This window comes from Parvimonas oralis, assembly GCF_047608425.1.
GTDB lineage: Bacteria > Bacillota > Clostridia > Tissierellales > Peptoniphilaceae > Parvimonas.
The window spans coordinates 35,272-60,717 of sequence record NZ_JBLKRS010000001.1 but is presented as its reverse complement, the minus strand read 5'-3'; the positions used below and the strand labels follow the sequence as shown (position 1 = coordinate 60,717).

Annotated in this window: 28 protein-coding genes; 2 read left to right on the top strand and 26 right to left on the bottom strand. The window is 26.5% G+C overall.

Features of this window, described 5'->3' with window-relative positions; translation table 11 throughout:
* Window positions 1-6 precede the first annotated feature (6 nt).
* From ACMX2D_RS00370 to ACMX2D_RS00305, 14 genes are all read right to left on the bottom strand, one after another.
* Window positions 7-825 (bottom strand): hypothetical protein, encoded by an 819-nt coding sequence (locus tag ACMX2D_RS00370; RefSeq protein ID WP_414972290.1) that lies wholly within the window; start codon window positions 823-825, stop codon window positions 7-9.
* Entirely contained in the window at window positions 822-1,109 is a 288-nt protein-coding gene (locus ACMX2D_RS00365) for a GIY-YIG nuclease family protein (RefSeq protein ID WP_414972289.1), read from the bottom strand. The genes ACMX2D_RS00370 and ACMX2D_RS00365 overlap by 4 nt, the downstream gene beginning before the upstream one ends.
* Window positions 1,106-1,723 (bottom strand): regulatory protein RecX, encoded by a 618-nt coding sequence (locus ACMX2D_RS00360; RefSeq protein ID WP_414972288.1) that lies wholly within the window; start codon window positions 1,721-1,723, stop codon window positions 1,106-1,108. The genes ACMX2D_RS00365 and ACMX2D_RS00360 overlap by 4 nt, the downstream gene beginning before the upstream one ends.
* Window positions 1,724-1,822: 99 nt before the next feature.
* A protein-coding gene (gene prfB / locus ACMX2D_RS00355) for a peptide chain release factor 2 (protein WP_414972287.1) occupies window positions 1,823-2,936 on the bottom strand; the annotation gives its coding sequence in 2 pieces (ribosomal slippage) (window positions 1,823-2,860 and window positions 2,862-2,936; 1,113 coding nt in all).
* A 143-nt stretch (window positions 2,937-3,079) separates the two neighbouring features.
* Window positions 3,080-4,687, bottom strand: a complete 1,608-nt coding sequence (locus ACMX2D_RS00350; protein ID WP_414972286.1) for an ATP-binding cassette domain-containing protein — start codon at window positions 4,685-4,687, stop codon at window positions 3,080-3,082.
* A 212-nt stretch (window positions 4,688-4,899) separates the two neighbouring features.
* Window positions 4,900-5,397, bottom strand: a complete 498-nt coding sequence (locus tag ACMX2D_RS00345; RefSeq protein ID WP_118059040.1) for a hypothetical protein — start codon at window positions 5,395-5,397, stop codon at window positions 4,900-4,902.
* A 183-nt stretch (window positions 5,398-5,580) separates the two neighbouring features.
* The gene (locus ACMX2D_RS00340) at window positions 5,581-6,423 is read right to left on the bottom strand and encodes an AraC family transcriptional regulator (protein WP_248110779.1); all 843 of its coding nucleotides are present in this window, start codon (window positions 6,421-6,423) and stop codon (window positions 5,581-5,583) included.
* A gap of 121 nt (window positions 6,424-6,544) precedes the next feature.
* Entirely contained in the window at window positions 6,545-7,240 is a 696-nt protein-coding gene (locus ACMX2D_RS00335) for a DNA alkylation repair protein (protein WP_414972285.1), read from the bottom strand.
* A 16-nt stretch (window positions 7,241-7,256) separates the two neighbouring features.
* Window positions 7,257-7,775, bottom strand: a complete 519-nt coding sequence (locus ACMX2D_RS00330; RefSeq protein WP_414972284.1) for a nitroreductase family protein — start codon at window positions 7,773-7,775, stop codon at window positions 7,257-7,259.
* A gap of 11 nt (window positions 7,776-7,786) precedes the next feature.
* Window positions 7,787-7,996, bottom strand: a complete 210-nt coding sequence (locus ACMX2D_RS00325; RefSeq protein ID WP_009372460.1) for a DUF951 domain-containing protein — start codon at window positions 7,994-7,996, stop codon at window positions 7,787-7,789.
* Window positions 7,989-8,819 (bottom strand): mechanosensitive ion channel family protein, encoded by an 831-nt coding sequence (locus ACMX2D_RS00320; protein ID WP_278478609.1) that lies wholly within the window; start codon window positions 8,817-8,819, stop codon window positions 7,989-7,991. The genes ACMX2D_RS00325 and ACMX2D_RS00320 overlap by 8 nt, the downstream gene beginning before the upstream one ends.
* Window positions 8,812-9,084, bottom strand: coding sequence for a putative Se/S carrier protein (locus tag ACMX2D_RS00315; RefSeq protein WP_414971060.1), 273 nt, complete (start codon window positions 9,082-9,084; stop codon window positions 8,812-8,814). The genes ACMX2D_RS00320 and ACMX2D_RS00315 overlap by 8 nt, the downstream gene beginning before the upstream one ends.
* Before the next feature lie 10 nt (window positions 9,085-9,094).
* The gene (locus tag ACMX2D_RS00310) at window positions 9,095-10,111 is read right to left on the bottom strand and encodes a hypothetical protein (RefSeq protein WP_414972283.1); all 1,017 of its coding nucleotides are present in this window, start codon (window positions 10,109-10,111) and stop codon (window positions 9,095-9,097) included.
* Window positions 10,112-10,119: 8 nt separating this feature from the next.
* A complete protein-coding gene (locus ACMX2D_RS00305; protein WP_414971063.1) occupies window positions 10,120-11,412 on the bottom strand; it encodes an NAD(P)H-dependent oxidoreductase in 1,293 nt (430 codons plus the stop codon).
* Window positions 11,413-11,667: 255 nt separating this feature from the next.
* Between ACMX2D_RS00305 and ACMX2D_RS00300 the strand changes: the two genes are divergently transcribed.
* Both ACMX2D_RS00300 and mnmL read left to right on the top strand, forming a co-directional pair.
* Window positions 11,668-12,726: a rod shape-determining protein gene (locus tag ACMX2D_RS00300; RefSeq protein WP_009448070.1), complete on the top strand. Its 1,059-nt coding sequence runs from the start codon at window positions 11,668-11,670 to the stop codon at window positions 12,724-12,726.
* Between the two features lies 1 nt (window position 12,727).
* The gene (gene mnmL / locus ACMX2D_RS00295) at window positions 12,728-13,645 is read left to right on the top strand and encodes a tRNA modification radical SAM protein MnmL/YtqA (protein ID WP_414972282.1); all 918 of its coding nucleotides are present in this window, start codon (window positions 12,728-12,730) and stop codon (window positions 13,643-13,645) included.
* 23 nt (window positions 13,646-13,668) lie between these two features.
* Here mnmL and ACMX2D_RS00290 read toward each other — a convergent pair whose 3' ends face one another.
* The 12 genes from ACMX2D_RS00290 to coaBC form a co-directional block, all read right to left on the bottom strand.
* Window positions 13,669-14,808: an MFS transporter gene (locus ACMX2D_RS00290; RefSeq protein WP_414972281.1), complete on the bottom strand. Its 1,140-nt coding sequence runs from the start codon at window positions 14,806-14,808 to the stop codon at window positions 13,669-13,671.
* Between the two features lie 121 nt (window positions 14,809-14,929).
* Entirely contained in the window at window positions 14,930-15,409 is a 480-nt protein-coding gene (locus ACMX2D_RS00285) for a GNAT family N-acetyltransferase (protein ID WP_414972280.1), read from the bottom strand.
* Between the two features lie 10 nt (window positions 15,410-15,419).
* Complete coding sequence (locus ACMX2D_RS00280; RefSeq protein ID WP_414972279.1) at window positions 15,420-15,689, bottom strand: DUF2087 domain-containing protein; 270 nt, start codon at window positions 15,687-15,689, stop codon at window positions 15,420-15,422.
* A gap of 87 nt (window positions 15,690-15,776) precedes the next feature.
* Window positions 15,777-17,327, bottom strand: a complete 1,551-nt coding sequence (locus tag ACMX2D_RS00275) for an ATP-binding cassette domain-containing protein (RefSeq protein ID WP_414972278.1) — start codon at window positions 17,325-17,327, stop codon at window positions 15,777-15,779.
* 256 nt (window positions 17,328-17,583) lie between these two features.
* Window positions 17,584-18,348 (bottom strand): class I SAM-dependent methyltransferase, encoded by a 765-nt coding sequence (locus ACMX2D_RS00270; RefSeq protein WP_414972277.1) that lies wholly within the window; start codon window positions 18,346-18,348, stop codon window positions 17,584-17,586.
* Between the two features lie 128 nt (window positions 18,349-18,476).
* Complete coding sequence (locus tag ACMX2D_RS00265) at window positions 18,477-18,866, bottom strand: bleomycin resistance protein (RefSeq protein ID WP_414972275.1); 390 nt, start codon at window positions 18,864-18,866, stop codon at window positions 18,477-18,479.
* A 76-nt stretch (window positions 18,867-18,942) separates the two neighbouring features.
* Window positions 18,943-19,068 carry a hypothetical protein gene (locus ACMX2D_RS00260; RefSeq protein ID WP_414972274.1) on the bottom strand — a complete coding sequence of 42 codons (126 nt, stop codon included), beginning with the start codon at window positions 19,066-19,068 and terminating at the stop codon, window positions 18,943-18,945.
* 74 nt (window positions 19,069-19,142) lie between these two features.
* Window positions 19,143-20,447, bottom strand: coding sequence for a 16S rRNA (cytosine(967)-C(5))-methyltransferase RsmB (gene rsmB / locus ACMX2D_RS00255; protein ID WP_414972272.1), 1,305 nt, complete (start codon window positions 20,445-20,447; stop codon window positions 19,143-19,145).
* A complete protein-coding gene (gene fmt, locus ACMX2D_RS00250; protein ID WP_414972271.1) occupies window positions 20,447-21,370 on the bottom strand; it encodes a methionyl-tRNA formyltransferase in 924 nt (307 codons plus the stop codon). Before fmt ends, rsmB begins: the two co-directional genes overlap by 1 nt.
* Window positions 21,370-21,864, bottom strand: coding sequence for a peptide deformylase (gene def, locus ACMX2D_RS00245; protein WP_414972270.1), 495 nt, complete (start codon window positions 21,862-21,864; stop codon window positions 21,370-21,372). The genes fmt and def overlap by 1 nt, the downstream gene beginning before the upstream one ends.
* 9 nt (window positions 21,865-21,873) lie before the next feature.
* Entirely contained in the window at window positions 21,874-24,270 is a 2,397-nt protein-coding gene (gene priA / locus ACMX2D_RS00240; protein ID WP_414972269.1) for a primosomal protein N', read from the bottom strand.
* On the bottom strand, window positions 24,264-25,445 hold the full coding sequence (coaBC, locus tag ACMX2D_RS00235) for a bifunctional phosphopantothenoylcysteine decarboxylase/phosphopantothenate--cysteine ligase CoaBC (RefSeq protein ID WP_414972268.1): 1,182 nt from the start codon (window positions 25,443-25,445) through the stop codon (window positions 24,264-24,266). The genes priA and coaBC overlap by 7 nt, the downstream gene beginning before the upstream one ends.
* Window position 25,446: the final 1 nt, after the last annotated feature.

Here is a 25,446-nt window from a genome sequence, read left to right as displayed (position 1 = left end):
CTCCTCCTAATTTAACATTCCATTTTTATTTGTAGGTAAAGATGCAATAAAACCGTCCATCAAACCATTTTTTATTTTTGTTAAAATTTCAATTGAATGATTTATATCTGCCTTTTTAGTTTCAACTTTTTTCAATAATCTCTGCATTTTTTCTACTTTTTTTTCATCAAGAGTATCTTTACAAGACTCTCCAAGATTTTTCACTTCTCTTTGTAAAAATTCCAAATTATTTTCCAAAATTCGAATATTTTCTGAATACTCATCAACATTAAAATCTATCGGATTTTTTATCAATCTTTCTTCTTCAATCGTCTTAAAAATTTTATTCATCGTTCTTTTGCTGTCATCAGCTTTAGCTTTTAGCGTTTTTTTCCAAAGTTCTTTATCCCAATTTTTACTATTTATTTGTGGAGAAATTTCCTTTGCAATGGCCTTAAAAACATCATTACAAGTATTGTTTTCATCAGTGTCAAGCTCATCAAACAATCCTACAAAATTTTTAACCTCATTTGAATTAAATTTTTTGCTGTTTCTATTTTCCAAATTTATAATTGTATAAACTTGACTCACATCTACAAAATTATCAGCAAATTCAAGTGTTTTTAAAATTTCTCCTGCCCTAAAAAGATTCATAACATCTCTTTCAAGTGTTTTTTGAATTTTTATAAGGCTTTCCATATTTTTTTTATATAAAAGTTTAAACTTTTCCTCATCTTCTAAAACCAAATCATTTCTAATTGAAATAATTTCTTCTTTTAAAAGTAATAATTCCGCTAAATTTTCTCTTAAATCATTATATTGATTATATAAATTTTCATTAATCATAAAACATCACCTTCCATATAAGTAGAAAATTTGCTTTTATTAAAATTTAATACTAATTTTTCTTTTCTTAACCTATTCATCTTTTTTATCTTAATTTCTCTCTTAAGTGCTTCAGACTTTGTTTCAAAAATTTCAAAATAAACGAGTTTTACAGGAGTTCTCCCTCTCGTATATTTTGCACCGCAACCTGAATTATGTTTCTCATATCTGGCTCTTAAATCAGTAGTATAACCTGTATAAAAACTTCCGTCCTTACACTCCAACATATAAACATAAGTCATCATAAAATTTCCCTTAAAACATCATTTATTACATCAAAACCGAAACCTCTATAAGTCAAATAATTTATAATCTTTTGCTTTTTTTTAAAATTATCTTCTTCATTTGACAGTAGATTCAACTTTTTTATACCCATTTTAAGAGCATTATCAAATTCTTCATCGTATTCAAACTCATTCAAAAAATCTTCAAAAATATTCTTAGAAATTCCTTTTTGAATTAATAAAGATTTGATTTTATTTTTCCCATATCCATTTAATTTTTTTTTATCTTCAATAAATATCTCACAATAGACTTTATCATTTAGATATTCCTCTTTTTCTAAAATATCCAAAACTTCGTCTATAATATCTTCTGCAAAGCCATTCTCTTTAAGTTTTAATCTCACTTCATATTTTGTTTTCAATTTTCCAGAAATATAATTAATTGCTCTTGACTTTGCTCTTTCAATATCTGAAAAATACTTCATTTCTAAAATTTCATCTTCTGAAAAATACATATCAACTGAAACTTTATACTTTTCAAAAATATTATAATTCAAAAGAAGTTTTGTTTCATCTTCAAAAACTACTTCAAAAACTTCTTTAGATTTACTATAATTTATATTTACAACTTGCATTACTTAAATAGCCCTATAATTGCCGGTATTACTCCAACTACCATCATTAAAGCCAATACAAGTGCAACGATTCTAGTTGCTGTTTCTCTTTTCATAAAATCACCTGCTTTTTTTAACTAACTCACATAAATATTGGTTGATAAACTCGTCAATATTCCCATTCATAACAGACTCGACATTTCCTGTTTCATAACCTGTACGATGATCTTTGACAAGTGTATAGGGTTGAAAAACATAAGATCTTATCTGTGAACCCCATGCAATTTGGGAATACTTTCCTTGAATATCTTCTATTTTTTCTCTATTTTCTTCCTGCTTTATAATCAAAAGTTTTGCAATAAGCTGTCTCATAGCCGTATCTCTATTAAACATTTGGCTTCTTTCGGATTGACAAGAAACAGTTACTCCCGTTGGAATATGTGTTATTCTAACTGCAGAATCTGTTTTATTTACATGTTGTCCTCCTGCTCCTCCGGATCTATAAGTATCAATCCGTAAATCTTTAGGATTTATTTCAATATCGGTAATTTCTTCAATCTCCGGAAAAACATCTACACTTGCAAAACTTGTATGCCTTTTATTAGACGAATCATAAGGAGAAATTCTAACAAGTCTATGAACTCCTTTTTCCCCTTTTAAAAATCCATAAGCATTTTTGCCATCAACTTTTAAAGTAACAGATTTAATTCCTCCTTCAGTATCAGAATTATAATCCAAAATTGAAAATGAAAAACCTTTACTGTTAATCCATCTTGTATAAAGACGTTGTAACATTTCAGTCCAATCCTGAGCATCTGTACCACCAGCTCCAGCATGAATTTCTAAAATAGCATTGTTTGAATCATATTCTCCAACCATTAAGGTATTTAACTTTAAAGATAAATATTCCTTTTCGATATTATAAATATTTTTTAACGCTTCTTTTTCATATTCCATAAATTCTTCGTCAGATAAAATTTCTAAAAATTCTATAGAATCTACAATTTTTTGACTTAGACAAGTAAAAGTTTCAATTTTACATTTTAAATTTTTCATATTATCTAAAATTAACTTTGCCTTTTTAGAATCATTCCAAAAATCTTCTTCGAAAGTTTGAGTCTCAAAATCTCTGTAATCTTCCTCTAACTTTGAAATGTCAAAGTGAATCACCAATTTCTGATAAATTTTGTTGCAGTTTTTTTAATCTTTCGACTACTGTGCTTAAATTTTCCATCTCTCCCCCAACGACAACAATAAAATATAATCTTTTTTATTTAAAAATAGAGTTAATTAAATTCAATAATAAAAATATAATTACAGTTAATTTTATACTATTAAGATATTTTCGTCAAGTCCAACAAAAAAGAGCCAATGGCTCTAATTTATTTTTAATATATTATTTTTTCTTATTTCTAAAATATCATCTACAAAATTTAACAAATTTTTGCTATTGTGAGTTATCACTAAAAATCCTATATCTAATTTTGACAGCAATTCTTCAATATATAATATATTCTCTTTGTCTAATCCTGTAAATATCTCATCCAATATCAAAAATTTATATCTTCTTAACAATAGTCTAGCAAGTAAAAATCTCTGCCTTTCTCCACCGGATAAATTAAATGAATTCTCACTAATTACATCATCTAAACTTTTATTTAAAAACCATTCTGACAATCCTACATTTCTTATAGCTAAAATTAAGTCTTCATCTTTAATCTTATTATTAAAAACAGTTAAGTTTTCTCTAATACTATTATTAAAAATATAATTTTTTTGTGGAAAATATCCAATGTTATCGAATAATTGACTTCTATCTATTTTTCTTATGTCTATATCATCAATAAGAATTTCGCCTGTAAAATCAGATTTATTATTAAATAATAAATTTACGAAAGTTGATTTTCCTGATCCGGATTCTCCCAATAATACATACTTTCTGTTAAATTGTAAAGACAAATTGACATTATTTAAAAGTTTTACATCATTTACAGAAAAGTTTAAATTTTTTATAGCAATTTCTTTAAATTCAATCTCATTGCTATTTTTTCTTCTTTCAAAATTGAAATTTATATATTTTTCTAAATATTTTTTAACTTCCTTTCCGTTATAATAATCACTCGTTAGCCCCAAAACCATATGCAAAGGAAATGATATACTGCTAACTAATTGTGTAAATGCTATAATCTGTGCTAAATTCATATTTCCGATTATTATAAAATATGAACCGACTAACCATATTCCATAATACAATATTGCACTGGAAAATTTATTAAACATATCCGTTTTTGCATTAACTTTAGCACCTTTTAATTGTGATTTTAACATATTTTCTTTATTTCTAATAAATTTTTTATATATCTCATCTTTAGAATTAAAATATATTATATTTCTACTCCCTTGAATAAAATCAACAGTACTAGAAATAAATTTTTCTTGATTTAAAATAACATCTTTTCTACATTCAGAAATTGCTTTCTTTGAAAGAATAGCTACAGATAAAGAAGGGACACTCAAAATTAAGATAATTATAACAAATACCGGTTTTATTATTAAACTTGCAATAACTGCTAGTAAAAATTGACAAAATAAATATTCCCCCCATAAAATTGTATTTAAATAACTGACCTCAAAAGTTTCTAATTGTGTAGTCAATGCTACTATTTCTTGTGAAATATCATCATCTGTATTTGTTAACCCTTTAGTATCAAATATATTTATAAATATATTTTCACTCAAATTTGAACTAATCAATTTAATTATTTTTTCACTCATATAACCTTGTAAAAAATAACCAAAAGCTTGTAAAATAATAAAAATGGCAACAAAAAATACAATAGTACTAAAATTTTTAGAACCATTGAAAGAATTTGCAACAATAAATTGCAATAAAAAAGAGTCTCCAACTATTAATAATGCAAGAAAAATACATACAACAAAATATAAAATAAAATGTTTTTTATATTTACCTTTAAATAAATACATCATGTACTGCCTCCAACGACAACAATAAAATACTTCATTTCTAATTTTAAAAAATTTTAAAAATAGAATTAACTACACTTTCAATAATGAAAATATAATTACGGTTAATTTTATACTATTGAGATATTTTCGTCAAGTCCAACAAAAAAGGTAGTGTGTTAAGATAAAAAAATTTTTTACACTACCTTTCATATTAAATTCAATCTATATATTCAATATTTTCTCTTTGCAAATACTTCACCATTTGTAACCCAACTCTTGCCATTATCAAAAGACGTCTTGCTTTCCCAATGAAATGTATCGAGAGTAATATTTGAAAATATCCATTGATTAAGACCCTCTGTTTTCTCTTTATTCACTAGTACAATTTTATCATCTATTTTTTCTGCTTCCAAACAAACCATTTTTCCTAAACAAGAATAGCAAATATCCCATTTTTTCTTTTTAGGGTTATATATTCTTATAGTTGTACCATATTCAGCATCCGGTTGTGGATTTACAGCTCTTTCTACTCTTGAAGGACAAATGAAAACATCTTGAATTCCTTGACCATTCAATATCTCTGAAAACAACCATTCTCCTATTACATGCCTTTCTTTTTCAGTTCCTTTTCCATCAACCCATTCAATTTCCCATTCTCCAATTAGAGGAGAAAATATATTTTTGCTTTCTGATTTTTCTCCTATCAATGCTTCAAAAAAATTATTCATATATAAATACAAACCTCCCAAATAAATATTTTTAAAATCTATAACATAATTTAATAACTATATTATAACATATTTTTATTGCGTATAAATTATCAATAAAAAAATTGGGAAGTGTTATGATAAAATTTATGTGAGATCAAGGGTACAAAAAAGAGCCAATGGCTCTAATTTATTTTTAATATATTATGCTTTTACAATTGGAATCCATAATTCCATTTTATAATCTTTACTATCCATATCCCCTTCATAGTAATATTCAAAGTCAGGAGTTCCCGAATGAACATATCCATGTTCCGGAAAAAACACTTCCATTACATACTTCCAACCATTGTGAATACATTCAGGAACTACTCCTTTTAGTTCAACAATAGCATATTCAGCCTCTTCTACTTCTAGGATATCAAGTCCCATACTTTTTGCTTTATCTACATCCGTAACAATATATCCTGCCATGTAATTTATTACATTTGGACTTTCTACGTCATGACAAATACCTACACTTTCTCCATCTCCTAGACTTGCAAGTTCTTCATGGCTATATTTTTCATATAATTTATTCCAAACTTTTGGACATAATGATGAATTAATATTTTCTTCATTGAAACCTGCAACTGTAAATGAACCTTTCTTTTGAATTGTAACATTCATACTTCTTCCTCCTTTAACTGTTAAAGCTAATTGAATTCTGGAAACCAATTTGAATGGTTTTCCATTTCTTACTTCAGAAGGAGTAAATCCATGAAAATTCTTGAAAGCTGTTCCAAAAGAGTCTGATGACTCATATCCAAATCTAAATGCAATTTCAATTACTTTTTCATCCGTATCTCTTAAAGCAATCGCAGCCTCTGTTAATTTTCTTCCTCTCAAATATTCTGAAAGTGTTGTTTCAGTCAGAATAGAAAATAATCGACTAAACATCGCATAAGAATATCCGGATAAATGAGTTATTTTCTTTTCATCAATTTCATCTTCTAAAACAGTTTCTATATAATCTATCGTACTATTAAAAGATTTTATTATACTCATTTGATTTCCCCTTTCTAGATATAGTTTAACAATTTTTAGATTGTACTACCCTATAATGTAGGTACAAATTTTAAAGTATATTTTTAAATTAAATGAAAAAGAGCTGTTCTCTCTTTTCATTCTACTTCACTATTTTTACTTTTAAACTTCTTAGATATGCTTTTTCTTCTTCGGTAATTCTTCTGCTTTCTATTGCCTTTTGAATGGCTTTATTATGAGTCCAATCATCAAGTGTTTTATCTTCTATAAACTTTATAGCATACTTTTGTTGTTTAGCAAGGGCAGTTGCAAAATACCATGCAATCATCATATTTACATAATACTCTTCGGACTTTATTTTTGAAACAATCTTCAAATGTTCTTCTTTAAAATTTTCATCCAAATAATTTGAAAGCAAAAGACCTACCCCATATCTTATAACATAAGTTTTTTTATCTTTAATCCAATCTAAAATATATCTATATGTCTCATTTGGATATTTCTTAAAAACTTTCGGAGAAAATAAGTCGCAAGTTGCCCAATTATCAATAAAAGGAATAAATTTTTCTGTATATTCCATTGCTAAATCAAAATCTTTTATTTGCTCAATTAAACATCCATGTAAATTATTTTCTTCATAGTATTTATGCGGAATATTATTTAAAAATTCAAAAGTTCTTTTTTCATCTTCTTTAAATAATTTTTTTGCATAATTTCTTAAATCAGGAGTTCTAACTCCAATTATTAAGTCTTTATCTACTGTTGGAATAAGTTTAGCATTAAAATTTTTATATTCGATATCTTGAAAAGAAAATAAATCATTCAATATTTTATCCATATATTTTCCTTTCCGATTATCTTATTTTTAATTCCTCAAATAATTCTTCGTCTGATTTATAAGTTTCATGCATTGGTGAAGGCATAGCATTATCAGATTTATATCCCATGAATAAAAGTAATTCTACTTTGTTTTGTTCAGGAATATCAAATTTTTCCTTAACTATTTCAGATTTAAATGCTTTGATAATAACTGAACCTAATCCTAAATCTTCAGCTTCAAGAACCATATGTGTTGCAACAATTGCAGAATCAACAACTCCACTTGAAACTCCATCTTCATAGTTCCAACATTCATCCAAATTGTATGTTATAACAAACATAAGTTGTGAATTATATTCACAAGGAGATGACTCATTTAAAAGTTTTAATTTTTCATCATCAGTACAATAGTATATTTTTATCGGTTGGCTATTTTTTGCAGTTGGTGCAATTTTTCCAGCTTCTAAAATTTTTAAAATCTTTTCTTTTTCAACCTTTTTACTTGAAAAATCTCTTACTGAATATCTCTTTTTTGCCAATTCTAAAAAATCCATAATTACCTCCTTTATAGATTTGCAACTTTGAAAAGTTTTCCGTCGATTTCAACTTTTCTTAGTCTTTTTTCAAAATCAATTCTTTTAATCCAAACTTCCCTTTCACAACCTAGACATTTCAATTTTATTTCAATTCCCGTTTTTAAAATCTCCCATCTATTTGTGCCACAGGGATGTTCTTTTTTTAGCACTACAATGTCCGATACTTTGTATTTATACAATTTTATCACCCTTTTCAAGTTTCAAAAATTCAATATTTTTTTCTTTAAATTTTTTATACAATTCTTCTCTTAAATTTTTTTCGTTTTGCCATTGCGTAGAGTGTTTACTCCAAATTGCAATAGCAATCTTTACATAATATTTTTCAGTTTCAGTAACTCCAAAAAATACCGGATCTTTAATTACACTTTTATATTTTTTTGAAAATTCTGGAGAAAAATCATTTATGATTTTCTTAACTTTTTCAACATCTACATCAGTTGGAAAACAAAAAGTAACAACAGATCTTTGATTATTTTTACTTAAATTTGTAACAGTTGTTATACTTCCGTTTGAAATGGTATTTACACTTCCATCATAACCTTGTATCTGAGTATTTCTCATATTTATAGCAATAACATTTCCTGAAATTCCATTTATTATTACATCATCTCCAATATTATATTGATCATCCAATAAAATAAAAACTCCACTGAATAAATCTTTAATAATACTTTGAACTCCAAAGGCAATGATAATACCACCAACTCCGGCAGTAGCTATCAAAGATAAAGTATTTACATCAAAAATACTTAAAATTATAACTATTACAATAAAATAAATTATATATTTCAATACACTTGATGAGATGGAAACAATAGAATTTACTTTTTTCGAATTACTAAAATCATTCTTTTTATATGTTTTAACTAAATTCGTCAAAGCCTTTGTAAAAATATAAATAATAATTTTTGCAACCAAAAAAACTATGACCGATAAAACTATTTTTATAATTAAACTTCTGAGCGAGTCCGAATAAATCAAATTTTCAAAAAATTTATTCATTAATATTTATCTCCGTTACAACATTTCCTCTATCTTGTGTCTTTTCAAAAAACCAAAGATAATCAACATTTTTTCCAGCCTTTTTTAAAGATTTAACTGTTTCAAGCTCATTTGGATCAAGTAAAATAGCCAAACCGCAAGAACGGCTTACTTCCCTTGGCGTAGGAATTGTTTTAAATTTCTTTTCTAAATTTTTAAGTTCTTTTTCCAATTGCATTGTATGATTAACTGAATTAAAAGTCATTAATAAATATTTTTCGTTCAAAATATCCCTCCTATTTTATCTTTTTATATCTATCTTTTAATATCAAATAGACTGAATCTTCGCTCTTTATTGAATCTATTATATCTTCAGAAAATTCTTTCATACTAAAACTAGATTTGTCCACTAATACATACCCCGTTTTTTTCACCAAAAGAATCTCTCCAGTCAAATTATACATTTTTACATAGTCATTTCCAGTATCTATAGTTTTTTCAAGTTTTAAATCCTTAGCATTAAAAACTTTCAAATCCTCAGAATATAAATATATTTTTCCTGAACTATAAATAATATTCTTTAAATTTTTAATATAATATTGATTTTTAATGATATTTTTTTCAAAAAGATATAATTTTTCATTTGTTACCACATAGAGTTTATCATCTGAATCATTTACAAATCCAAAATCTATTATAAACTCATTAAAAAATGTAAAATCACAAATAGACGATTTATCTTTTACATTTAATATATGAAACCTTGATTTAATAACATTTTCAGATTTTAAATAATCAGAATATACAAAATTATTATTACTTTTTGAAAATTTTACATATCCCGGATTTTGAACATCATCATTCGAATATATTTCCGTCAAATTTTCATCAAAAATTCTAAAACTTGCATTATTTACCAATATTAATTTATTATTTTCAACAAAAAAATCTAAACTCTCTTTTTCTAATGATATTTTTTTTATCTCATCAAAATTCTTACTATACATAATTAATTCATTAGGCATAAGTGAATAAATTACGTCATTTGAAATTCTAATTTTACCATTATTCACAATTTCTTTTTCTATTTTCAATTTCCCGTTTTTATTGTATCGAGAAAATTTGTTTTTCTCAAAAACAAACATTTCATCTTTTACAAATTCTATTTTATTATAGGGTTTTGAAAAATCAAAAGTAACTTCTTTATTAGCATTACCTGAGAATTTCAAACTTAAAAATATAACAAACAGAAAAACTGCAACAACAGAAATTACGATTGCAATTTTATTTTTATATTTAGAAATAATTTCCATATTTTCTCCTAAAGACCTAATTTATCTTGTTTTCTTCTAAGTTTTGTTATAATATGATTTTCATCTAATTCCACCATATCAAGAGTTATAAGCTCATCTTTTTTTACATCAACTTTTAACTTCGTTTTCTTGGTAATCATAGCAATAGGTAAAAGATTTTTCCTTTTTTGATACGCATGGCTTGTTATCTTTCCAAAAACGGATTTCCCGCCAATTCCATCCAAAATTTCTCCTGCTTTTAAGTCCCTCTTTGCAACTGTAATTGTATCAGAAACTTGTCCACAAGCAGGAACAATAGTTGATTCTTTTTCAACAATTGCATTATAAATTGTAATTGGAGTTTCCAAACTTGTTAAATGATAAGGTCTATAAATCGCATAATTCGGTCCGTCACCCATTTTTAAATATTTCATTAAATCGTGAACTTCATCACTATCACTTGTAACGATAGCGAAAACACCCGGAGCTACCCCAAAAGCAAAATCTACAGTCTTATAATTATTTAAAATTCCTCCCTGTTCCTTTAAAGAGAATATTTTACCAAGTTCTTTAGGTGTAGCGTTTGGACCATGACATCCGATAACGTCAGGAGTAAAACCTAAAGCATTTGCAGCACTTGTAAGTTCAATCATAGTATTTGTTCCGTCAATGAAACCTGCAAGTATTTTAGGATAAAGTCCTTTTGAAATTGCTTCTTCCCTAACATCATCTTCAGTAATATAATGATTAAGAGGATTATTTTTTCCTTTTCCTACCGCAAGTAGTTTAAATCCCGCTCCTAAAGCAAAATCAGCAAGTTCCATAATTGCTCCCGGTTCATCTCCTGCAGAGCCTGTATAAATTACATTTTTCTTTTTAGCTAAATTATATAAATAAGGTCCGATAACCGCATCACATTCAACATTTAGCATAATCATATGCTTTCTATTTTCAATAGTTTCTGTTGCTAAAATTGCTCCAAAAGGAGGATTGCCAGTTGCATCAACAATACCTTTAATGTCCTGTAATTTACAAGCAATGGAATAATCGTCAGAAACGACATACATCCCATTTTTTATAGAATTTTCAATTATTTTTATATTATCACTTGTAGTAATATCCGACTTTCTAACTCCAGATGAAATAAGAGCTTCCATAGCTTTTTCAGGTTTTTCATCAATTACAACAGAACTTGTAAGCCCTTTAATTCTTGAAAGCTGATTAACAAGTCCTTTTCCCATTTTTCCTGCTCCAACAATGGCAAACTTAACTTCTTTATTTGCATTATATAAATTATTAAGTTTGTTTTTCATTCTAAACATAAAAGTCCTCCATATTAATTTTAATTTTATTATTCTTATTTTACTACAACATATAAATTTTATCAAATTTTTTTAATATGCAATTTTCCCTTTACTATCTGTAATTTTTAGTGTAAAATTATAATAGATTAATTTCGTTTAGATTGATTAATCAAGGAAATTATGTTTAAATTAAATTTAAAAATAGAATTATCCTTGTTTTTATTATGGGTAATTTTTTAAGGAAAATATATAGAAAAATTTTAGGAGATTTTTATGAAATATTTTAGAAAAACTCTTGCCATTGATTTTGGAACATCAAAGGTAGTTACTTTCGTTGAAAATAAAGGTATCGTTGTGAATGAACCATCAGTCGTTACTATGGATACATATAAAAATAAAATATTATCTTATGGAGAAACCGCAAAAAAATTATTAGGACGTACTCCCGGTAATGTAGTTGCAAAAAGACCGGTAATAGCTGGGAATATTGTAGATTTTAATGTAACTGAAGCCATTATAAAAAGAGCCATTAAGAAATCTATCGGAAAGAATTTCTTTAGACCAAATGTACTAGTTTGTATTGCAAGTGAATTGACACAAGTACAAAAAAGAGCCATTACTCAAGCAGTAAAACTTGCAGGAGCAAATAATGTTGTCCTTTTAGAAGAAACTATAACTGCTGCAATAGGCTGTGGAATTAATGTAAATGAGACATCAGGTACTATGGTTGTAGATATCGGAGCAGGAAAAACTGATATTTCTGTAATTTCAAATGGAGAAATAATAATTGCAAAAAGTTTAAATATCGGTGGAAATTCTATTGATCAAGCAATAGCAGACTTTATTCGTACAAGGTATAATATGTTGATTGGAGAAAACACTGCAGAACTTATCAAGTTATCAGCAGCAAGAGCATATCCTACAAATGACGGTTCAATGTATGAAATTAAAGGAAGAAATGTAATGAATGGACTTCCAATGCATATTTTTGTAAATGATTCAGATATTTCTCATGCAATCGGGATGACTTTAAACAAAATTTTAAATGCAATAACAGAAACTTTAGAAAAAACTCCGCCTGAATTAATTGCTGATATTTCTGAAAAAGGTTTAATTTTAACAGGAGGCACTTCTCAAATTCCAGGACTTGTTGAATTAATAACAGATAGAACACATTTAGAAGTATTAAATCCGGAAAATCCTGAATTAATGGTAATAAAAGGTGCAGGAAGATTTTTGAAAAATGTTGATTTCTCAAATGATGAAATAGAATATTTAGACGAATTAAAACGTCATGTTTTAGAACAAAAAGAACAATTAAGAAAGAGATAATATGCAAAGATATAATGATTTAAGTTCTTATCTAAAGAAAAAATTCGGTTCAAAACTTTTAAAACTCTCCATTGATGGAGGGTTTTCTTGTCCAAATAGAAAAAATGGAAAAAGTGGCTGTAAATTCTGTTCCGAAAGTGGAAGCGGAGAATTTACAACAAAAAGAAAGTCAATAACTGAACAATTAAATGCCCAAATCAGCTTTTTAAAAGAAAAAGATAAGAATGGCGGATACATAGCCTATTTTCAAAGTTATACAAATACATTTTTACCTGTAGAACAACTAAGGAAAATGTACTATGAGGCAATAAATTTTCCAAATGTTAAAGTGCTATCCATTGCTACAAGAGCTGATTGTTTTAATAAAGATATTTATAATTTACTTGCAGATCTTAACAAAAAAATTGAAGTCTGGATTGAACTTGGACTACAAAGCTCGAATGAAAATACAAGAAATAATATGAATATCGGTTACAGTACGGAAACTTTTGAAAATTGTGTAAAGAAATTAGAAGAATTAAATATAAAAACTATATTTCATATAATTTTCGGTCTTCCAAATGAAACAGCAAAAGATTATAAAAATACTATTGATTATGTAAATACTCAAAAACCTTGGGGCATTAAAATTCACAGCCTTTATATTCAGAACGATTGTGAACTATATAAAGAATATCTAAAAAATAGCTTCAAAGTAATAACTTGGAATGAATATATAGATGCTTTAATTATAGCAATAGAAAATTTAGACAAAGATATAATAATTCATAGGCTCACAGGAGATGGCGACAAAGAAAAACTTGTTGCTCCCCTTTGGTCAAAAGATAAAATTAAAACAATTGGAGAAATTAGTAAAATTCTAAAACAAAGAAATTCATATCAAGGAATAAACTACAAAAAGGACAAAGGAGCTTTATAAAAAGCTCCTTTAACATTTCTCTATTAATTTTCTTTTGTAAATTTAGTCGTAATAAAAAATAGACTAAATATTAAAAGTAATATACTTATAAAAATAAAGCTATAATCCAAACTTGTTTCAGATAATTTTGAAGATACTAACAAAAACCCTACATCTACAAAATTTGCCCCCATACTGAATGTAGACAAAATTGTAGCACGATTTTTCTCGTTTAAATTATCAACATATTGATTTTCCACTTTTAAAAAATACGTTTCAATAACACCTATTAACATTGGTAAACAACACATTGGTATTATTACAAAAATGCTTTTAATTGAAATCAACGATATAAATAAAATAGAACTTGCACTTAAAAATATAAACAAATTCCTCTTTAGTTTAATTTCTCCAAAAATTTTTATAATCTTTGGACTTAAAAGTCCAACCGCAGAATATAATAAAATAATAAAAGTCATATAATTTTCACTTAATTTTATATTCTGCAAAATAACGACATAAAAGAAATTTATTAAAATAAAAGTTATACTTATTATTCCATTAAATATCATAAATACAATTAGATTTGTATTTAAAATACTTTTAAAGCTAAATTTATTATCGTATTTTTCAACGTTATTTTCCTTTTCAAAAAACAAAGTAAATAATAAAGAAATAAAAGTAGAAATAATTGTAAAAATTATTAAAAAATTCTGCCCAAAATAGTTATTAACAAAATAAAAACTAATTGTAGAAATTATAAAACCGATAGTCGAATAATTTCCAAGCACAGAAGTTTTTTCCACAAAATTTTCTTCTCCTATGATTTCATACTCATAACCTGACATAGTTCCGGACTCAAACGCCATACTAACTGCCTCAAGTATCGATTCAAGCACAAAAAACTCAAAGCAAAAAGAAAACAAAAGTATAATTCTTGCTAACAACATAGAGAAATGTGAAATAATGATAGAATTTTTATAGCCTATTTTATCCGTAATCATTCCAAAAGGTATTTCAAAAATGAAAATACAAAAGGATAAAATTGCTTGTAAAATAAAAAATTCCGATATACTTACTCCTCTTGAAGTTCTAATAAAAAGAGCTACAGGAGCATAAAAAACTAAAGCCGAAAAAAAGTAATAACCTTTTAAGCATAATAGTTTATTTCTAAAATTTTTCATCCTTTACCTCACATATATTAAATTTTAATCTTAAAAATTTAATAATCTCTACATTCTATCTCCCCTTTTTATTTATTATAAGTACTGTATCATAGATTAAATATAAATTATATTGTAAACTTTAATACAATCTAAACAATTTCATACCCCATTCATCAACTCCATTTTCTACAAATCCTAAATTTTTCCAAAAACGGATTGAATTATCTTTCATTGAATTTAAAACATAATGTGTTGCTCCAAGTGGTTTTGTATATTTTTCCAATTTTTTAAAACATTCCAAACCTTTTGATTTATTTCTAAACTCAGGATATATCCAAAAATCCATTATAAAACATTCTCCGAAATATTTTCCATCTTTGTTATTATAAATTGTAAATTGAACTGCTCCAATTTCTATATCATTTTCAAAAAAATATGCAATATAATGTCTATCCTTATCATTATTCATACGATTTTCTAAAAAATCTATATACTCACTACTTGAAAAATATTCTATTTCTTCCTTATCTGTAACAATTTCATCTTCTATTAAATACTTGATATGTTTATCCCAAAACACATTTGTTTCATTAACAGAAATTTCTCTAATATCTATCATAACCATCCTACTAAATTAAATCCAATACCGACTTATCAAAGAAATACTCACTTCCATCATCAGTCCTTTTTAAAAGTTTAAAGTCAACCATATATCTTCTCAAATAACAATAATCTGCATAATATTTCTTTAAAATTTCATTAATCTCTTTTTCCGTATATTTTCTTTTGTCAAAACAAATAGAAGCTAAATAAACAAAAAGTTCATATTTATCTTTCTGTTTTTTTGGCATATTTAGAATCTTACCGTCTTTTATCCATTTATCCTTATTAAATTCCATAAATTTTCTCCAAAACAATTCATCAATTATTGTATCATAATCTCAAGTACGAATAATTTAAGTTTATTATATAATTTTTATATAATCTTAAATATAAATTATATTATCAAATTTATCCAAGAAGTCTTTTTCCACATTATGAGTAATCATAATTATTGTCTTATCTTCCATTTCCAATAACTTACTACAAACATACTTTTCCATATTTTTATCCATTGCGGAGAAAGGCTCATCTAAAAGTAATATTTCTTTACCGGATAAAATTGCTCTCAAATAATTTACTAATTGTTTTTCTCCTCCACTTAATTCGTTGTTGTTTTTTGATTTTAATAAAATATCAACTTTATTTCGCGGAATATATCTATTATCCATTTCCAAAATAGTTTTATCAAAACTGTCAAAGATACTTACATTGTCCCAAAAATTTTCAGAAAATATATGAGATTTTTGAGTTAAATACATTATCAACTGATTACAAAATCTATAAGAAACTTCTATATCATCTATTGTAATACGACCGTCTGTACAAGAAAGATTTCCATTTATAAGATTTAAAAGTGTAGATTTTCCCTTTCCGCTTTCTCCGATAATTGCATATTTTTTATTTTTCTCAAAAGTATAAGAAAAATTTTTAATTATATAATCATCATATTTAAAACTTACTTTATCGCATTTTATATTATTAGTAAATTTTACATTTTCCACTTTCAAATTTTTATTTTCTGAAATTTCCAAAAGTATATTCTTCATAACAGTTTCTACTGATTTACGAAGACTTATTGCATCAATCACAGTACGAAGTGGAAACATAAAGTTTTGAATATATGCAATAGTAGCAGTAGCAACTCCGGCTGTAATTTCTCCTTTATATAATAAAAACGCCATAATTCCAAATGAAGAAATATTAATCATATACATAACCAGCCCATTTAAAACATTTACAAAAGCTTTAAATTTCCCAAAATTATATCTGCTTTCTTCCAATTTACTAAGAGAAATTTCGTAATTCTTATTTATATTTTTGTATGTAAAACAATTTATAAATGCATAACCGCTTAATAAGTCTATAATTTTTGAATTGTAAAAAGCTGTATCGTCAAGCAACTTTTTCTTCTTTTTTGAAAATTTATTGGCTGTTAAATTTGGTAAATACAAGACAATCAAAGCAACTAAATATATTATAATTGCAATTTTATAATTTAATATAAAGATATAAATTGCATAAATAATAAAAGAAATCAAAGATTCAAATATCATCATAGTATATTCTAAATATTCAGCACAGGAAGCAATATCATTATTTAATCTTGAATTATAATCTCCTATACTGTTTTTATTAAAATCAGTAGGTTCTTTACAGATTATTACAGAAAACAAATTTTCTCTAAAATACAGATTAAATTCTTTTTCAAGCCTCCAAGCACTTCTTTGACTTATATATTGTGCCCCCATTCCAATAACAATAAGAAGAACAAATATACCTGTTAATTTAACAATATCATAAATTCCATTACTGTAACTATCATCAATCATATATTTTATAACAGTCGGCAAACTCGCTATTGCCAATATGTAAACAAAATGGAAAAAAATTCTTAAAAATATAAATTTTTTTAATTTTTTAAATATAAAATTCAAATTTATCACTCCTATTGCTACTTTTTAAGTATTTTTAATCAAAACTATCTCTTTTCGTTCATTTTTCTACATAACTTCAAGCATTATTGTTGTCAGCTTATATTATATTGTTTCAGTTCATTTTTATTGAAGTATCCGATATTTTCTTTTCTATTAAGGATATTATTTAATAGTTTTACTTCGACAAACTGAGATTTAGATTTTAACCCTTACGGAAAATAAAACGGGCTATTCTCCTGAAGTATGTTCTATAATATTATAGTTTAATGCAGAGTGTAGCTATATAGTCATTTCCATAACGTGATAATCTATTTCTTTTATCACATGATTCATAAAAATCTATCATAGCGAAACCATTTTTAAGTTGTCCTCTAATCTGAGTTTCTAAGGTATGGCTAAATTCATATCCATATTCTGAATTTATGGTTATCTTGCCTTCCTCTTCAAGCTCTTTTGAATTAAAAGGTATTGAAAACTTTAAAAGTAATTCCTCATCGGGTTTGTCCCATACGATGTCAGCATCATACATGTATATCCAAGGATTCATAAATCCGACCATTAACAATCCCCCCTTCTTCAATACTCGAGAGGCTTCTTTATACATGTTTTCTAAATCTTCTATATATACATTTGAAACCGGATTAAAAATAATATCAAAAGTTTCATTTTCAAATGGAAATGGTTTTGTCATATCGCCTTGAACTGTGTTGATTTTTAAGCCTTCTCTTTTAGCAACCATATCATCTCTTTGTAATTGTGATTTAGAAAAATCCATTATGGTTACATCATAACCTTTTATAGCAAAAACTGGACCCTGCTGTCCACCACCACAAGCTAAACCTAATATCTTTTTTCCGTTTGCTTTTTCAAACCATTCTTTTGGAACTTTTTTCCCAACAGTTAATGCAACAGAAATTGGATTATTTCTAACTTCTTCTAATTCTTCATGTGTCAATGGCTCAGTATAGTCATTTTTTACATTATTCCATCTATCTTCATTTAATTTTATATAATTGTTCATCTTATAATCTCCTCGTAATTTTATATTATTTCGATTTAAGTTGAATATCCGCACTTTCTTTTTGTCATTTTATTTAATTGTTTTAGCGCGACAAGTCTGAGTTTACCTACCCTTCAAATCAAGAGTCATCAGTTTGTAAACCTCAATAAATATCCATTAGGATCTTGAATCAGGAACTCCATTTGTATTTCTTCAATTCCGTTAACCCTATATACACTTCTAATCAGTTCTCTGTAAATCTCTAATTGTTTGTTTTTCACTAATTCATATAGTTTCTCAATATCATCAACTGATATTGAAAAATTTATTCCTCTTCCTAAAGGATAGATTAGTTCCCCTGTATTCCAGCCATCATCATGAATTTGTTCAAACATAAACTGACTATCTTGAAAAGACATAAAAACAAATTTCACTTCCGGTCGTTCGTACTCTATTTTAAATCCTAATTCTTCATAAAAATTTTTAGTCTGAACAATATCAAAAACTGATAATTCAGGAATCAAACTATTAAACTCCATATAAACTCCTCATAAAATTCTAATTTGTCAATTTTTCATTCATTTTATTATACCACTTTCCCCCCATATTTGTCATTCAATCAAGCTGAATATTCATTTTTCTAACTATATTTTTTAATCCACTATAAAATAGTACAAGATTTTTAAGGTTATTTCTCTTTTGACTTATTTTATCCTTAAATAGTTCATCATCTTGGCTCATTTCCTTCCGCTTTACTAATTTTTGCTCAAGTCGATTTTCTTATAAAAAAAGATTGAAGACTACTCTTCAATCCCTTAATTCTCTTTAACAAATTTTATTATAAAAAATCCATTATGTTTTTGTTTTTCAGGTAATAATTTTATAAATTTTTCTGATTTACCCAAAAATTCAACATCTTTTATTTTTAAATTTTTATGTTTTTCTAAAAAATATTTGACATTTTCTTCATTTTCACATTTCAAAACAGAGCAAGTGCTGTAAACTATCTCTCCTTTATCTTTTAGATATTCTACTGCATTATCAAAAATTTTTCTCTGTAATTCAATTATTTCATCAATAGTTTCTTGACTTCTGAATAATTTTATTTCAGGTTTTCTATCCATAACTCCAATTCCTGAACAAATTACATCACAGAGTATATAGTCAAATTGTTCTTTATATTCCTCTTTGTAAATTGAAGCGTCAAAATTTAGTAATTTTACATTTTTTATATTAAGTCTTTTACAATTTTCTTCTATCTTTTTTAATTTACTCTTTACAATATCGTTCGCAAAGATTTCTCCACTATTTTTCATCTGAAAAGCTAGATGACAAGTTTTTCCACCCGGTGCAGAACAAATATCTAAAACTTTTGAATTTTCTTTTGGTGCTAAAACTTCTCCTGTTAAAATACTACCAACATCTTGAACTGTAAAATCTCCTCTTTTAAAACTTTCAGTCTCCAATATGTTAGTAGGATTTTCTACAAAATAAGTAAGTTTTGAAATTTCAGATTTTTTAAGCTTATATCCGTCTTTTTCCAAATCTTTAACAACTTTTTCTTCCGTCTTTTCAAAAGATGAAATTCTTATTGCAAAATGAGGTTTGAACATTGAATTTTCAAGAATTTTTATAGTTTCTTCTCTACCATAATCTCCAATTAATATTTTTACAATATTAATATTTGCAGAATATTTTACAGAGATAGCTTCCTCTACGCAGTCAGCTTCAATCTTTATAAAGTCTTCTTTATTTCTTAAAAAGTTTCTTAAAGATCCATTAACAAAAGAAGAAAATTTTTTAAGTTTAAAAACTTTTGTAAGATTAACAGCCTCATTTATTATTGCAAACTCAGGAATTTTATCCATAAAAATAATCTGATAGATAGAAATTCTTAGAATATTTAATATATATGGATTGAACTTTTTAATTCTTAGTTTACATAGTTTCTTAATTATATAATCAAGATAAATTCTATTTTCCAAAGTTCCATATACAATTTCTCTTAAAAATTTGCTATCTAAATCAGAAATATTTTTTGTTTTTTTATTTAATAAATTTGTTGAATTTGAATTTTCATCTTTGATTTCACAAAGAATTTCAACTGCAAATTTTCTCATTATTTTAAAATTTCTCCAACTTTAATAGAATTGCCACGAAGATAGTCTTTAACTAAAACTCTCTTTTTACCAGAAAATTGAATTTCTAAAAGTTTTATACTTCCGTCTATAGTTTTAACAAAAATTGCATCATCTGAAACTTTAAAAATTGTTCCGACATTTTCATTCGGATTTTCTTTAGAAATTTCAGCTCTATGAATTTTTATATTTTCTCCCAAATATTCGCAAAATGTACTAGGCCAATTGTAAAAACCTCTTATTTTGTTGAAAATATTTATTGAAGTATCGTTAAAATTAAGTTTTCCCATTTCCTTTTTTATCATTGGAGCATAAGAAAAAATATCTCCCTGTTTAACTCTATTTTCATATTTATTTTCAAAGTCATTGATAGTTTTAACAATCAAACTCGAACCCATTTTTGAAAGTCTTTCATAAAGAGTTTCAGCATTATCTAAATCAGAAATTTCAGTTTCTTCGATATCTAAAACATCTCCCGTATCAAGTCCAACATCTATAGACATAATACTAACACCTGTCTTTTTTAGACCGTTTACAATAGCCCAATTTATTGGTGCAGAGCCTCTTAATTCAGGTAAAATTGAAGCGTGAATATTTAAAATTTTTCCTTGCATAAAGTCGATTAATCTTTTATCAATTATCTGTCCAAATGCTACCACGACAATAAAATCAGGATTTATTTTTTTTACAATTTCAAAAAATTCATCACTCTTTACACTATCAGGAGTTACAACTTCAAGTCCAAGCTCCAATGCTCTTTGCTTTACGGGAGTTGGTAATAATTTTTTTCTGTTTCTAAGTTTGTCTTTTTGAGAAACAACTAAAGAAACTTCAAAATTTTCATTCAAAGTTTCTAAAGGTGGGACTGCGAAATCCGGAGTTCCCATAAAAATTATTTTTTTCATTATTCTGCCTCACCATAATACAATTTTTCATACATTTCAGCTTCTTCTCCTTCTAAAGTTAAATCTGTAAATAAAATTCCATTTAAGTGATCTATTTCGTGACAAATGCAAACAGCTAATAATCCTGTTGCATCAATAATTTGTTCATTTCCATCTATATCTGTATATTTGAATTTTACTTTTTCAGGTCTCTTTACAAAACCTCTAACATCAGGAATTGAAAGACAGCCTTCAGGTCCAACTTGTTCTCCGGAACTTTCTAAAATTTCAGGATTTACCATTTTAAGTAATCCATGTTCATCTCCGACATCTATTGTTACAAGTCTTTTTAAAATTCCAATTTGAGGACATGCAAGTCCAACTCCGTCTGAATTATACATTGTTTCTGCCATATCTTCAAGCAGATCTTTTATTTTATCGTCAATAACTTCAACTTTCCTTGCCTTTTTTCTAAGAACAGGATCGTCGTCAATTCTAACATTTCTTAATGCCATTTTTCCTCCTTAATCTATCGTCAAAATTAATTTCCCATTTTTTTCAGTATTAAATGAATACTTTTTATTAAAAATTAATTCTGTTAAAAATTGTCTAAAGACCTCATAGTCTTCTAGAACTTTTATAGTCAAATTATATCTATACACCATATTTACCCATTTTATCGCATCTGGATTAGGTCCTAGAATAATTATATTTTTTAAATTTATTTCTTTTTTAAATTTATCAAAAATTAAATCTCTTATCTTCTTTAATTCTTCCATACAATTTTCAACACTTTTACTTCTAAATTGAAAATTCACAATATGAGCCTTTGGAGGATACAGAAAACTTCTTCTAAAATTAATTTCCTCTTTAAAAAACTCTTCATAATTATGATCAGAAGAATTAACAATGCTGTAATGACTTGGTTTATATGTCTGTATTATAACTTTTCCTTCTTTTTCTCCACGACCTGAACGACCTGCAACCTGTGTCAAAAGCTGAAAAGTTTTTTCAGCAGATCTAAATGATGGTATATTTAAACTTATATCAGCAAGTACAACTCCTACCAAAGTTACATTTGGAAAGTCGAGTCCTTTTGAAATCATCTGAGTACCGATTAAAATATCAATTTCCTTATTTTTCATCTTTTGATAAACTTCTTCATAGACTCCTTTTTCCTTTGAAGTATCTGCGTCTATTCTACAAACTTTAGCATCTTTAAAAGTATTTTTAATATATTCTTCCAATGCTTCAGTTCCAAAGCCGAATTCTTTTATGGATTGTTTAAAACAATTTGGACATATTTTAGGTTTTGGCTTAGTTCTTCCGCACATATGACAAATACAAACATCTTTTCTATTATCTTTGTGATAGGTCATAGAAATATCACAATAATCGCATTTTTGAACATAACCACAACTTCTACAAAAAACAAAAGAGCTTCTTCCACGCTTATTTAAAAATAAAATTACCTGTTCTTTTCTATCCAAAGTTTTTTGAATTGCTTCATAAAGGCTATTGCTTAAAATACTTTTATTTCCAAGTAAAAGTTCCTCACGCATATCAACAATTTCAACTTCGGGTAAGGAATTTTTGGTAGCTCTGTTTTTTAACTCCAAGAGCTTTATATCATCACTATTTGTCCTCTCATAAATATTTACTGACGGAGTTGCAGAACCTAATACGAGTTTTGCTCCAGTCAATCCAACTAAATACTCTGCAACTTCATGAGTGTAATATTTTGGATTTTGATCACTAATATAACTTGATTCATGCTCTTCATCAATTATTACAAGTCCCAAGTTTTTAATAGGAGAAAAAATTGCAGATCTAGCACCAACTACAATTTTTATATCCTTGTCTTGAATTTGTTTCCATTGATTTAATTTTTCAATCATTGTAAGTCTGGAATGAATAATTGCAATATCATTCCCAAAACGTCCTGAAAATCTCTCTATGGTCTGTGGTGTAAGACTAATTTCAGGAACTAAAATTATACTGCTTTTTCCATGTTCTAACATCTTTTCAACAAGTTGCAAGTATATTTCAGTCTTTCCACTTCCTGTTATTCCGTGAATTAAAAATTTATCATTTTCAGAATTTAAAATACTATCTAAAACTTCCTGTTGTTCTTTATTTAGCTTTAATTTTTCATAATTCTTTATTCCTTCAACGGAATTTGTATAAATTTTATTTTCAGTTAAAAAAAGTGCTTCCATTGAAATTAAAGAATCTATTACAGTTTTTGTAAAATTATTTTCTCTTAATTCTTTAACACTTACAAAGTCTTTTCCCTTTAAAAAATTCAAAAGTTCTGATTGTTTTACTGCATTTTTTCTAATTTTTGAAAAATCAAAATCTTCATTTAGTTTAACAAATTTTTCTAAAAATTTATTTTCTGAGTTGTTATATTTATACTTTTTTACTAAAATTTCGTTTTCAATTAGATAATTTACTCTATTATCATCATTATAAAATTCTCTAATTTCCAAAATATTTTTTCTCTTTGAAAAAAATTCAGCCTCAACAGTTGAAAATTCATTGGATTTTTCTTTATTTAAAACAAAAAATTCTTCAATTTTACTCCAATCTCCGGGAGGTAAAACACAATTTAGACAATAAGAAAGATTTGTAATGTATTTTTCACTCATAAACTTTGCAAGTTTTATCTGTGTTTTACTTACAATTTCCTTTTTATCTATAAGCATATTAATTTCTTTGAACTTTATATCTGTTTCAACATCTTTTTCATTTAAAATATTTATAACAAGTCCAACTGTTCCCTTATTTCCTTTACCAAAAGGAACAATTACCCTCTTACCTATTTGTATTTCTTCTTCAAGATTTTTAGGTATTTTATAAGTAAAAATATTTTCAGCCCTTGATAGTAAAAAAGACTTAACAACAACTTCTGCTAACATATTTTCTCCAAAATAGCATCTAAGATTTTATCTGCAATTTCTCTCTTAGTTAAAACTTCTGTTTCAAGCTCACTATCTTTAGTAATAATAGTAACCTTATTAAAATCAGAACCAAATCCTCTATCTTTTAATGAAACATCATTTGCAACTATCATATCCAAATTTTTATTATTCATCTTTGAAATTGCATAATCTTTAACTGAATTTGTTTCGGCTGCAAAGCCTACAACAAATTGTGATTTTTTATATTCTGAAATACTTTTTAAAATATCAATATTATTTTCAAGCTCAATATTTTCAAAATTTTCTGTCTTTTTGATTTTAAAATCTTTTTTGTTTTTAACCTTAAAATCAACTGGTGCAGCAGGCATAATTAAAATATCTGCTTCGTCAAAATTTTCTTTTATTGAGTTATACATATCTTTATTAGTTTTTACATCAATATATTCAATTCCAAATTTTCTGTAATCACTATTAACTTTTCCGCATACTACTTTTACATCAGCTCCACGTCTTCTAGCACATAAAGCCAATTCATTTCCCATTTTTCCACTACTGTAATTTGAAATGTATCTAACCGGATCAATATCTTCAACTGTTGCACCATTTCCTATTAACACCTTTTTCCCAAGCAAATCTTTTTTTACAAAATAACTTTCAATTTCCTCAAAAATTCTTTCTGTTGTAGGAAATTTTCCTTTTCCATAATCACCACAAGCAAGACGACCATAATCAGGACTTAAAACAATATGTCTTTCTTTTAGAGTTTCAATATTTTTTTGAGTTACAGGATTTTCGTACATATTAACATTCATAGATGGCACTAAAATCATTTTTTTAGTATGTGCAAGTACTATATTTGTAATCAAATTATCTGCAATTCCGTGAACAATTTTAGCCATAGTATTTGCAGTAAGTGGCGCAATAACAAAACAATCTGCATTTTTTGCAAGTTTTATATGCTTAACCTCACTATCCATATCTCTTTCAAAAACATCACTATAAACCTTATTTTGACTCATTGTTTCAAAAATCAAAGGATTTATAAGTTTAGTTGCGTTTTCAGTCATAACAACATTAACTTCATATCCTGCCTTAACTAGCATACTTACTAAGTCTAAAGACTTGTAAATTGCAATTCCAGAAGTTACTCCAACTAAAATATTTTTTTTCATC